The sequence below is a fragment of the Yimella radicis genome (assembly GCF_054778255.1).
In genome coordinates this window covers 1-12274 of sequence record NZ_BAAGZR010000006.1, presented here as the reverse complement: position 1 = coordinate 12274, position 12274 = coordinate 1, and the positions used below count along the sequence as shown (strand labels likewise).

The window sequence follows — 12274 nt, the reverse complement described above, 5'->3', positions numbered from 1 at the left end:
TCGCTCAGAGTGCGTCGATCGCTTCCTCGATCACGTCGAGGCCTTCGTCCAGTTCTCCGTCGCTGATGATCAACGGCGGGAGCAGGCGGATGACGTTGCCGAAAGTGCCGCAGGTCAACGTCAACACGCCCTGCGAATTGGCTTGAGCAGCAACCTTCTTGGCTGCATCCGCATTCGGGGTGATGCCGTCGTCGGTGACGAACTCGATCGCGAGCATCGCTCCACGACCGCGCGCCTCACCGACGTACGGGGACGACTGCACGAAGCTTTCCAGCCGCGGCATCGCCACCGCTTCGATCTGTTTCGCACGACCGACCAGGTCATCGCTCTCGATGACCTCGATCGCCGCGAGCGCAGCAGCACAGGCCACTGGGTTCCCGGCGTACGTACCGCCGATGCCACCGACCGGCGCCGCGTTCATGATCTCGGCCCGCCCGGTGACCGCGGAGATCGGCATTCCACCACCGAGCGCCTTGGCGGTGGTGATGAGGTCGGGCTCGATGTTCTCGAACTCGGAGGCGAAAAGCGTTCCGGTACGGGCGAATCCGGTCTGAATCTCGTCGGCGACGAACACGATGCCGTGCTCACGCGCGAAGTCCTGCACACCCTTGAGGAAGCCGGGCTCGGGAGCGATGAAACCGCCCTCCCCCGCGATCGGCTCGGCCACGATGCAGGCGACGTTGCCGGCACCGATCTGGGTCAGCACCATCTCCTTCAGCATCGCCAGCGCCTCGGACGCAGCGTTCTCGCGCCCGTTCGGCCAGCGGAAGCCGTACGCGGTCGGCGTCCGGTACACCTCGGTCGCGAACGGACCGAATCCCTGCTTGTAGGGCACGTTCTTCGCGGTCATCGACATCGTCATGTGCGTGCGCCCGTGGTACGCGTGATCGAGGACGACGACTGCCGGGCGACCGGTGTAGGCGCGGGCGATCTTCACGGCGTTCTCGATCGCCTCCGCACCACTGGTGAACAGCGCGCTGCGCTTGTCGAAGTCGCCCGGCGTCAACTCGTTCAGCTTCGCGCAGACGTCGACGAAGCCTTGGTACTCGGTCACCATGAAGCAGGTGTGGATCGCCGACTTCGCTTGTGCAGCAACGGCTTCAGCGACCTTCGGGTTCGCCGCACCGACACTGGTCACTGCGATACCGGACGCGAAGTCGATCAGCTTGTTGTCGTCGACGTCGACCAGCATCGAACCCTCGACATGGTCGATGAAGATCGGCGAGGTGATACCGAATCCGCTGGAGACGGCCTTCTCGCGAGCAGCGTGCAGTTCACGGGACTTCGGCCCCGGGATCTGCGTGCGCAACTGACGGATCGACGCGACGGTCGCTGACTGTGACTCGGACATTGTGACGGCTCCCGAACGTGGTGACATTTCGAAGTCGAACTCTTGAGCCCGACCTGGCCAACGGTATGCCCTCGTCCGCGACTTGTCTCCCGGGACTGTCAGACCGTGCTCCTACAGTGGTGCCATGACCTCGACGACTCCCCCCGAACCGCTTCCGGTCGAGGTGAGTCGCCGCTTTCCAAACAATTACGCGGTGCTCGACGTCGAGACCAGCGGACTCGACCCGCGCCACCACCGCGTCCTGCAGGTCGCGGTCACCCAACTCGATGCATCCGGGTCGATCGAGCGACGCTGGAGCACGTTGGTCGATCCAGGCGTCGATCCGGGTCCCGTCGACCTCCACGGCATCACTTCCGAGCGCCTGGCCGGAGCGCCCACGTTCGCCCAGATCGCGCCGACCGTCGCCGACCTCGTCCGTGATCGTGTCGTCGTGGCACACAACGCACGTTTCGACTGGGCCTTCCTCGCCGCCGAGGCCAAACGCGTCGGCTTGACGTTGCCCACTCGCGAGCGCCTGTGCACGATCGAGCTGACCCGCGCGCTGAAGACTCCTGCGGCCACGTTCTCCCTCGAATCCCTGTGCACTTACTGGAACGTCCCACAGGCCAGACCGCACGACGCCGAGGACGACGTCCGGGTGCTCGTCGAGGTGCTGCGCCACGCACTCACCGACGCCCACACCCAGCGCATCGCGCTTCCGATTCGTGATCCTTACGCCCGGATTCCGTTGCGTCGCAAGCTTCGTCGTCGTTACCGTCGTCTTCGGTGGAAGCTGCGCCGCCGCTGGAACAACATCCGCGCTCACGCACACGGTGTGCCGCACAACCCCCAGGCATAACTGCAGGGTGCCGGTAAAGCGCACCCCACCTCATCGGTAAGGAAACGGTCAGCGCGAGGACGTCTCCGATCAAGGTTTCGTCTTGCCTTGGTCAAGCTTTGTCAAAGCCGCTGTCCTACTAACGGACGCAGGGAGCACCCTCAGCGAACGGCGTGTCACCCCGCACGCCGTTCCCTTTCCCGCTCCGTAGGAGGAGTACATGAAGCGCACAGCGCTCGGCCTCGTGGCCCTCGGTTCCGTTGCCGCCCTCACGCTCGGCACACCTGCCGACGCGGCGAACGTCGCCGCCCCCAAGGCCGCTGCCCCCGCGGCCGCCATGTCGGTCACCCCGGCCACCTACGCCGGTCAGATGGCGGCGGCCGGTAAGGCCGCCGGCGACACCGCGAAGTCCCTCGGCCTCGGCGCCAAGGAGAAGCTGGTCGTCAAGTCGGTCATCACCGACCCGGACGGCTCCACGCACACCCGCTACGACCGCACCTACGCCGGGATGGAGGTCATCGGCGGCGACCTCATCGTCAAGCGTGACGCGGGCGGCAAGATCGTCGACACCATCTGGAACGTCGAGGCAAAGGTCTCGCTGCCGTCCGGTACCGCGAAGGTCACCGACGCCGGCGCCCGCCAGAAAGCGGTCGGCCACAGCGCCAAGCGCACCAAGGACGGCGCGCTCAAGCAGGTCAAGGCGACGAAGTCCGAGCAGGCCGTCATCCTCCACGCCGACGGCACCGCGAGCCTCGTCCGCGCCGTCACCACCGAAGGCGTCGCGCACAACCAGACCCCGAGCCGCCAGGTCGTGATGGTCGACGCGTCGACCGGCGCCGTGGTCTCTTCGAGCGAGACCATCCACGCCGGCACCGGTCGCGGCGTGTTCGTCGGCAGCGTGAACCTGTCGACCACGTACTCGGGTGGCGCCTACCAGTTGCGCAACCCGAGCACCGGCAATTACACGACGGACATGAACAACGGCACCTCCGGCACCGGCACCCAGTTCACCGACTCCGACGATGCCTGGGGCACCGGTTCCACCAGCAGCCGTCAGTCGGCGGCCGTCGATGCACAGTTCGGAGCCGACACCACGTTCGCCTACTTCAAGAACGTGCTCGGCCGTAACGGCATCTGGAACAACGGTACCGGCGCTCGTAGCCGCGTCCACTACGGCAACAGCTACGTCAACGCCTTCTGGGACGGTACCCAGATGACCTACGGCGACGGCCGCAACAACGCTGCCCCGCTGACCGAACTCGATGTCGCCTCGCACGAGATGACCCACGGCGTCACCGAGAACACCGCGAACCTCGACTACGGCAACCCGGGCGCCGGCCGCTACGTGGAGTCGGGTGGCCTCAACGAGGCGACCTCGGACATCTTCGGCGTCGCCGTCGAGTTCCACGCTGCTCTCCCCGCCGACAACCCCGACTACTACATGGGCGAGCTGATCAACCTCAACGGCAACGGCACGCCGCTGCGTTACATGGACAAGCCGAGCAAGGACGGCGTCAGCCTGGACTGCTACTCCTCCAGCACGATCACCGTCGACCCGCACTACTCCTCCGGCCCGTTGAACCACTGGTTCTACATGGCTGCCGAAGGGTCGGGTTCGAAGACGATCAACGGGGTCTCCTACAACTCGCCGACTTGTGGTGGCGCACCGGCGGTCACAGGCGCAGGACGGACCAACATCGAGAAGGTCTGGTACCGCACCCTGTCCACCAAGCTCACCACGAGCTCGAACTACCGGGCAGCTCGTGAAGGTGCGATCAAGTCGGCGATCGAGCTGTACGGCTCGAGCAGCGCGGTCTGCACCGCGGTCGAGAAGGCGTTCAACGCGATCACCGTTCCCAAGGGCACGGCGGCCTGCTCCGGCACCACCGACCCCGGCCCGACCGACCCGACGCCGACCGGCAGCGAGCGTGTCACCAACGGTAGCTTCGAATCCGGTAGCACCGGTTGGACCGGCACCAGCGGACCGATCACGAACAACATCGGCCGCACCGCGCACAGCGGCAGCTGGAAGATGTGGCTCGGCGGAAACGGTACGACCTCCTCGGAGTACGAGCAGCAGACGGTGACCATCCCGTCGACGTCCACCTCGGCCACCCTCACCTACTGGGTGTCCGTGGACTCGTCCGAGACCACCTCGTACACCGCGTACGACAAGGCATCGGTGACGGTGACCCCGTCCGGCGGCACGGCCCGCACGGTTGCTTCGTACTCGAACCTGACCAAGGGTGCGTGGAAGCAGGTCACGGTCGACCTGTCCGCCTACAAGGGCCAGTCGGTCACGTTGAAGTTCTCGGCCACCGAGGACTCCTCCGCCCAGACGAGCTTCGTCTTCGACGACGTCTCGATCAAGGCTTGATCGAACGCGTCTGCTGAACGTGAAGTGGCCGGGTCCGCGGGGGACCCGGCCACTTCGCCATTTTCTTTGCCTGTCAGACCAATTCCCGATCCGGCACGTGCTGCAACCTGCTCGGCCACCAGATCTTCGCTCCGACGTCCAGGTTCAGCGCAGTGACCAGCACGCCCCAGACGATGACGGTCTTTCCCCTCGGTCTGCGTTGACGAACCCAACCCTCCTCCCCAGGGGTGGGCAGCACATTCCCGTCCACTGGCGGTTTCGAGGTCGGGCCAACCCGACACGGCGGACGACCCGCCTCGTTAGGGTCGGGTCATGAGCCGGTCCTATTGCGCCCTGTACGTCGATGCCGGATACCTGTTGGCGGCCACCGCCACCTGCGTCTCGGGGAGTTCGTTGCGTGCCGGTGTGGTCGTGGACCACCAGCGTTTGATCGAGCAGCTCATCGCGCAGGCGGAACGGTTGAGCGGACTGCCGTTGCTGCGCGTCAACTGGTACGACTCCGGCGGACAGCGTGGTGGCAACCCGGACGAACTGCAGGAACGCATCGGCATGCTGCCGCGCGTGAAACTGCGCTTGGGACGCCTGTCGTACGGCGGCGAGCAGAAGGGTGTCGACCTGCGCATCGGGCTCGACCTCGCTACCCACAGCCGCAACCGGATCGTCGACATCATCTATCTGCTCAGCGGCGACGACGATCTCACCGAAGCAGTGGAAGAAGCTCAGCACCTCGGCGCCCAGGTGATCGTGTTGGCCGTGCCGGACAAGGACGGGAACCCCAACGGTGTCTCCAAGCACCTGTGGCGCGAGGCCGACGACGTCCAACTCGTCGATCCGTCGATCATCGACGACACCGTGTTCGTGCGCACCACGCCGGCTCCCGCCCCCGAGCAGCCTTCGGCCACCGAAACCGCTGAACCGCAAGTAGATGCGGCGCCTACTCCCACGAGTATCGGCGCTCGCCCGAGCCCGAAACAGATGCCCGCCAAGCGGGTCGACCGACCGGCGCCAATTCCGGTACCGATCGACCTCGACCGGGTCGACCCGGCGATGTTGGTCACCGCCGACGAGGAGGCCGCGATCACCGCGGTCAGCAAGGCCGTCGTGTCGTCGTGGATGCGTTCGGCGTCGCCGAGCGCGCGCGCTCACCTGCTGGAGCGCAAGCCGTCGATCCCGCCGGAACTCGACCGGGCGCTGCTGGTCGACCTGTCCGGTCGCCTCGGTGTCTACGAGATCAGCGAGCCCACCCGTTTTCGGCTCCGTACCCGATTCTGGGACGTCGCCGAGGAATTCGCCGAGTAGCGGGAGCAAACGAAAAGTGGCCGCAGGAACGGCCACTTTCGTTGACTACCGGTGTAGGTCACTCGGCGTCGTCGAAGTCCTTGGCGACGCGGCGGTGGGCTTCCCAGATCTCCTGCGGCAAACGCTCGAACGCCTTGAGGTGCTCCTCGCGGTAGCCCATCTCTTCGCGCCAGCGCGGCACGTCGATCGACAGGATCCTGTCGAGGTCGGCCTGCGGCATCTCCAGGCCTTCGAGGTTGAGTTCCTCCTGCTTGGGGATGATGCCGGCCGGCGTCTTGACGCCGTCGACCTCGCCGTTCTTCAGCGCCATCAGCCACAGCAGCGGACGCAGGTTCTCGCGGTAGCCGGGCCACAGGTAGTGACCGTCCTCCTGGCTGCGCTGGAACCAGTTCACGTGCGCGAAGATCGGCTTGTCCTTGACGGCGCCGACGATGTCGAGCCAGTGCTGGGCGTAATCGCCCTCGCCGTATGACATGAACGGGCGCATCGACATCGGGTCGTAACGCAGCACGCCCTCCTTGCCGTCGGCCGCAGCGGTTGCCTCGGCGCCGAGCGTCAGACCGTCGTACACACCTTCGGCGAGGTCGTCGATCGCGCGGATCAGCGGTTCACGGTCGCGGGTGCGGCCACCGAAGATGATGCCGTCGATCGGCACACCCTTGGGGTCCTCGAAGTCCTGCGCGACGTTCGGCACATTGGCCAGCGTCGTGGTGAAGCGGCTGTTCGGGTGCGCCCACGGGGCGCTCTTCTCGTCATCGCTGCGCTCGGAGATGAGGCGACCGCGCCAGTCACGCCAGCCCTCGACGTCCGAGGGGGTGTTCGGGGTCTTGCCCTCCCACCACACCTCGTGGGTCTTCTCGTTGTAGGCGACGTTGGTGAAGATCGTGCCGGTGCCGGGTGCCACGGACGCGAGCGCCGTCGGGTTGGTCTTCTCGTTGGTGTCCTTGGCGACACCGAACGCACCGAACTCGGGGTTCATGCCGTAGAGCTTGCCGTCGTCGCCGACCCACAGCCAGGCAATGTCGTCGCCGTAGAAGGAGACTTCGTAACGGTCGCCCAGGGCGTCCGGCGGGAGCATCATGGCCAGGTTGGTCTTGCCCGAGGCACTCGGGAAGCCACCACAGATGTGGTACTCCTTGCCGGTTTCCTTGTCCTTGATGCCGATCAGCATGAACTGCTCGGACAGGAACTCCTTGGAGGCCCATCCGTCGTACGCCGCCTGGCGCAGACCGTGGGCGATCTTGCCCAGCAAGGCGTTGCCGCCGTAGCTGGAACCGAAGTGCAGGATGGTGCGCTCGTCGGCGACGGTGACGAAGTAACGCTGGTCGTCGTCGGTGCCCTGGCCGAGGTTCTCGAGGTCGCCGGTGACGTGCACGGCGCGTACGAAGTGGTCGGGCTCGGCGAGCTTGTTGATGTAGTCGGCGCCGACGCGGGCCATGCGGATCATGTGCAGGACGACGGTGCGCGAGTCGGTGAGTTCGACGCCGGCGGCGTACTTCTCCAGCGGAGCGCCGGGGGGCGACATCAGGTAGGGGACGACGTACATCGTCTTGCCCTTCGAGGCGCCGGTCATGCGCTCGACCTGGACCTGCTTCATCTCCTGCGCCGGGCGCCAGTTGTTGTAGACACCCTTGTCGCTCTCACGGTTCGTGGCGACGATGGTGCGCTCCTCCGAGCGCGCGGTGTCCTTCTCGTAGCTGCGCGAGTAGTACAGGCCCTCCCCGGCCGGCTCGAGCTCGCCCGCGTCCAGGCATTCCTGGATCAGTCGCGCGTCATCCTCGGCGCCGACCACTTCGACGCGGTCCGCGCCGGTGATCTTCGCCCAGTGTTCGACGTACTCGCGAACATGGGGATTCGTCAGGCCACCGGCTTCGAGCGCCGCCGCCACATCAACCATCGGTTCACTTCCCTCTCAACGGGTGCGAGGCATGACGTCGCGGTCGGACGTCATTGTCCTAGCTACTACCCAGAATAGTACTTCTTCTTGGGGTTGGCCGTACTGGGGTCAAATCTGCCATGGCCGACAGCGGCGGTGTGATGCGGGTCCTATTTACTTACCCGGCGGTAACATCTTGGCTCGCGCAGGACAAAGCCCGATCTTTGTCAGCAGTTGCTGTCACTCAGGTGGTCGACCCGAGTTCGACCTCACTCAACACACCCTCGGTCCGTAGGTCACCCAGTCGATCGACCAGCCGCTCGCGCAACGTCCACGGGTCGATGGTGTTGACGAACACCCCTGTGCCGCCTTCGAATCCGGCCGGGTTGTTGATCCGCCACTTGATGACCGCCCGCAGCGGCATGCGCACGTCCGGCACGGACGGCGGCTGGTGGTGCCACTCCTCGTTCGTGGGTACGAGCACGCCGGTCGCGGCATGACAGGCGTGGACCAGATCGGACCAGCCGCGCAGCACCTCGTCCCCCAACTCCCACGGCAGCCCGTCGGCCTTGGTGAACACGTCGATGCCCGGGTAGCGGTGCCCGACGCCGGCGAATGCGATCGCGTGCTCGTTCTCGGCGATGACCAGACCGTGCGTGCGCGCGAGGTCGGGCCCGAACCGGCGGTAGATCTCCGGGTCCTTGCGCCACTTGGCGATCTCGCCGCGCAGTCGACCACCGATGCGGTCGATCGCGACCAGTTGCTTGTGCAGATGCTCGAACGACGCCCCGGCGGGCGCGAGCCAGTTCTGGAAGATCGAGACGTACTGCGCGTGCGGGTTGCCCTCGTACAACCGCCGTGCACTGCTGACCGTCGCCCGGACGAAAGCGGTGTGCTCGTGCGGGCTGAGCGTGCCGGACGACGCGAGCTGGTCGGTGCGCGTCGCGCCGTCGACGTAGTGCCGGCGGGCGACGATCACGTCATGGCAGCCGGCGAAGAAGCCGCGTGACTCGTTCTGCAGCAGGTCGTCGGCCAGGTCGGCGGATTCCTCACCCTTGGCCTTCAACCGGGTGCGGACGAGGTCGCGAACGTGCCGGCGACCCAGTTCCGTCGACAGGTAGTGCTCCTCGCGTTCGAGTGCCGCCGGACCACCGTCGTACCCGTGGTTGAGGTGCCAGTAGTCGTAGGAGAGGATCTCGAAAAGGTTTGGTATCCGGCGGAACTCGGCCGGCGCCGCAATCACCTCGTCCGCCGTGAGGCCACTTGTCTCGACCCAGCCGGACTCGACCCGGGTCCAACGAGTGCGCTCCGGCGTCGTCTCCAGGTAGCGCCCTTCACAGAACGCGCACCGGTTGCGGATCTCGTGTTCGGTGAGCGAGTGCACGTCGTCCAGCACCGACGGCAGCGGACGGTTGCCGCGGCCGGGCACCGTCCACACCTCCGTGCCGGAAAACGGGTTGATCTGCTTCACGGTGCCGTCGGGCAGTCGCAGCAACGGCTCCATGCACTCAACCCTAGGCCGCGGGGGATACTCGGGTCAGACCTCGCCACCGCCTTGACACCGCCTTGCCACCGTCCCGCTAGGAGCACCCCATGGCCCTCACCCTCGGGTACAAAGCGTCAGCCGAGCAGTTCGGCCCGCGCGAACTCGTCGACCTCGGCGTCGCCGCCGAGCAACACGGAATGCAGTCGGCCTTCGTCAGCGACCATTTCCAGCCCTGGCGCCACGACGGCGGGCACGCACCGTTCGCGATCTCGTGGATGTCGGCCGTGGGCGCGCAGACCAGCGACATCACGCTCGGCACGTCCGTCACGACTCCGACCTTCCGTTACAACCCCGCGGTCGTCGCGCAGGCGTTCGCAACGATGGGCTGCCTGTTCCCGGGACGGGTCGTGCTCGGCGTCGGCACCGGCGAAGCCCTGAACGAGATCGCCACCGGGTTCGAGGGCGAGTGGCCGCCGTTCAAGGAGCGCTTCGCCCGTCTACGTGAGGCCGTCCGACTGATGCGACAACTGTGGAAGGGCGACGAGGTCACCTTCGAGGGCGACTACTACCGCACCGACTCAGCGTCGATCTACGACGTGCCCGACGGCGGGATCCCGGTGTACGTCGCGGCCGGCGGCCCGACCGTCGCCAAGTACGCCGGACGCATGGGTGACGGGTTCATCTGCACCTCCGGCAAGGGCATGTCGCTCTACACCGACGAACTGCTGCCCGCGGTGAAGGAGGGCGCTGAGCTGGGCAAGGGTTCTTACGAGGCCCTCGACAAGATGATCGAGATCAAGTTGTCGTACGACACCGACCCGGCGAATGCCCTTGAGAACACTCGCTTCTGGGCTCCCCTGTCACTCACTCCCGAGCAGAAGCACTCGGTCGATTCACCGCGCGAGATGGAGCGCCTGGCCGACGAACTCCCGATTGAGCAGGTCGCCAAGCGGTGGATCGTCGCCTCGAACCCGGACGAGGTGCTCGAGCAGGTCAAGCCGTACGTCGACGCCGGATTCGACCATCTGGTCTTCCACGCGCCCGGCCACGACCAGCGCCGCTTCCTGGAGCAGTTCGAGCGCGACCTGGCCGACCCCCTGCGCTCCCTCGGCTGACCAGCAGAATCCGCGTGAGTTTGTGCCCTTCGCCGAGTCGGGCGAAGGGCACAAACTCACGCCGATTTCAGCACTGTCTGCGCAAGCATGGCCAACGCGGTGGACGGTCTGTACCCGCCCTTCCCCGAGAAAGTGCGTCCGCTCGTGCCGTGCGACCGCGCTGCGTTCGACGCGTTCTGCGAACTTTCGTGGGTGAGTGTCCGGGGTACTGTGGGGGTCGCGCGTTCACGCGCCCTGCTCCGCTGCCAGGCCGGTCGGAGCCGAACGACACAGCCGCCGATGCCAGGCCGATCGGCTGGAGAACTGTCATGCCTGTAGAGATCAGTCCCGAGCGGATCGCCGAACTCACCGAGATCGAGGCGGCCAAGCTCGACAAGAAGACCCAGAAGTCCAAGGAGATGTACGCCCGGGCGCAGAAGCACCTCGCCGGCGGCGTCGCGTCGTCCTACCAGCTGCGCGACCCGTGGCCGATCTACCTGGAGGGTGGTTCGGGCCCGCGCGTGTGGGACGTCGACGGCAACGAGATGTGGGACTTCCACAACGGCTTCGGCTCGATGGTGCAGGGTCACGCGAACCCGATCATCGGCAAGGCGATCGCCGACCGTTACCCCAAGGGCACGCACTTCGCGGCACCCACCGAGGACGCCATCGTCGTCGGTGACCAGCTCGCCCGCCGCTGGAACCTACCGAAGTGGCGTTTCACGAACTCCGGTTCGGAGTCGACGATGGACGCCATCCGCATCGCCCGTGCATACGCCGGTCGCGACACCGTGATGAAGATCTTCGGGTCGTACCACGGCCACCATGACACCGTCATGGTCTCGATCGGTGTGCCCTACGGCGAGATCGGCGACAAGGACAACCTTAAGTCGCTGCCCTACGGCGCCGGCATCCCGGACGCCACGGTGCAGATGACAGTCGCGGTGCCGTTCAACGACGCCGAGGCGATGGAGCGCCGCATCATCGCCCTCGACAAGGAGGGCCGCAAACCCGCCTGCGTGATCATGGAAGCCGCCATGATGAACCTCGGTGTCGTGCTCCCCGAGCCCGGCTACCTCGAGGCCGTCCGCGAGATCACCAAGAAGCACGGCATCGTGCTGATCTTCGACGAGGTCAAGACCGGTCTGCAGGTCGCCGCCGGTGGCGCCACCGAGCGCTTCGGCGTGCTGCCCGACATGGTCACCCTCGCCAAGGGTCTCGGCGCCGGTCTGCCCACCGGCGCGATCGGTGGCTCCGAGGAGGTCATGTCGGTCGTCGAGGACGGCACCGTCTACCAGGTCGGCACCTACAACGGGAACCCGCTGGGTGTCGCCGCCATGCGCGCGAACCTGCTCGAGGTGCTGACCCCGGACGCCTACAGGCACCTCGGCCACCTCAACGACCGCATCGTCGGTGGCTGCCAGGACGTCGTCGACAAGTACGACCTGCCCGGGTACGCCGTCGGCATCGGCTCGAAGGGTTGCGTGACGTTCGCGCCGGAGAAGGTCGTCGACTACGCCAGCTACAAAGAGCACCAGAACGGCCCGCTGGCCGACCTGGCGTGGCTCTACAACATGAACCGCGGCATCTTCATGACCCCGGGTCGTGAAGAGGAGTGGACGCTGTCGATCACCCACACCGACGAGGCGATCGACGCGTACGTCTCGGTGTTCGACGAGATGGCCCGCGACCTCACCGTCGGCTGACCAGCCGTTGTTCAGAGTGGTCCCGTCCTCGTTTGGTGACGGGATCTCTCTCCAACAGCGGTAGACGCGCGCGTCTACCCGCCCCGTTTCATCTCTTGCCGCGGATCTGCAGAACGGTGCACCTGCTCCACATGGGTCCGCCCCTTACTGGCTCTCCGCATTTGAGCGGGGCGTGTGCTGATTTCATGCTGCTGGTCTCTGCCCTCGGGTGAGGGCGATGTGGACCATGATGCGCCTTCGGTAGTTGTCCATGTTGGTGAAGCCGCAT

Annotated in this window: 8 protein-coding genes; 5 read left to right on the top strand and 3 right to left on the bottom strand. The window is 66.1% G+C overall.

The window, feature by feature from the left end; all coding sequences use genetic code 11:
* Positions 1–4: 4 nt before the first annotated feature.
* On the bottom strand, positions 5–1351 hold the full coding sequence (gene gabT / locus ACYU8W_RS03785; RefSeq protein ID WP_499466774.1) for a 4-aminobutyrate--2-oxoglutarate transaminase: 1347 nt from the start codon (positions 1349–1351) through the stop codon (positions 5–7).
* A gap of 124 nt (positions 1352–1475) precedes the next feature.
* On the opposite strand from gabT, the gene ACYU8W_RS03780 reads away from it, so the two are divergent.
* The 3 genes from ACYU8W_RS03780 to ACYU8W_RS03770 all read left to right on the top strand — a co-directional run bounded on the left by ACYU8W_RS03780 (position 1476) and on the right by ACYU8W_RS03770 (position 5844).
* Complete coding sequence (locus ACYU8W_RS03780) at positions 1476–2189, top strand: exonuclease domain-containing protein (protein WP_499466772.1); 714 nt, start codon at positions 1476–1478, stop codon at positions 2187–2189.
* Between the two features lie 199 nt (positions 2190–2388).
* Complete coding sequence (locus ACYU8W_RS03775) at positions 2389–4545, top strand: M4 family metallopeptidase (RefSeq protein ID WP_499466770.1); 2157 nt, start codon at positions 2389–2391, stop codon at positions 4543–4545.
* A gap of 312 nt (positions 4546–4857) precedes the next feature.
* Positions 4858–5844 (top strand): NYN domain-containing protein, encoded by a 987-nt coding sequence (locus ACYU8W_RS03770; protein ID WP_499466768.1) that lies wholly within the window; start codon positions 4858–4860, stop codon positions 5842–5844.
* 58 nt (positions 5845–5902) lie between these two features.
* On the opposite strand, the gene ACYU8W_RS03765 is transcribed toward ACYU8W_RS03770, so the two are convergent.
* Both ACYU8W_RS03765 and ACYU8W_RS03760 read right to left on the bottom strand, forming a co-directional pair.
* Positions 5903–7741 carry a phosphoenolpyruvate carboxykinase (GTP) gene (locus ACYU8W_RS03765; protein WP_499466767.1) on the bottom strand — a complete coding sequence of 613 codons (1839 nt, stop codon included), beginning with the start codon at positions 7739–7741 and terminating at the stop codon, positions 5903–5905.
* Between the two features lie 223 nt (positions 7742–7964).
* Positions 7965–9224 carry a DUF4921 family protein gene (locus tag ACYU8W_RS03760; RefSeq protein WP_499466765.1) on the bottom strand — a complete coding sequence of 420 codons (1260 nt, stop codon included), beginning with the start codon at positions 9222–9224 and terminating at the stop codon, positions 7965–7967.
* An 89-nt stretch (positions 9225–9313) separates the two neighbouring features.
* On the opposite strand from ACYU8W_RS03760, the gene fgd reads away from it, so the two are divergent.
* Both fgd and ACYU8W_RS03750 read left to right on the top strand, forming a co-directional pair.
* Positions 9314–10321, top strand: coding sequence for a glucose-6-phosphate dehydrogenase (coenzyme-F420) (gene fgd, locus ACYU8W_RS03755; RefSeq protein WP_499466763.1), 1008 nt, complete (start codon positions 9314–9316; stop codon positions 10319–10321).
* A 308-nt stretch (positions 10322–10629) separates the two neighbouring features.
* Entirely contained in the window at positions 10630–12006 is a 1377-nt protein-coding gene (locus tag ACYU8W_RS03750) for an aspartate aminotransferase family protein (protein WP_499466762.1), read from the top strand.
* The last annotated feature ends 268 nt before the right edge of the window (positions 12007–12274 follow it).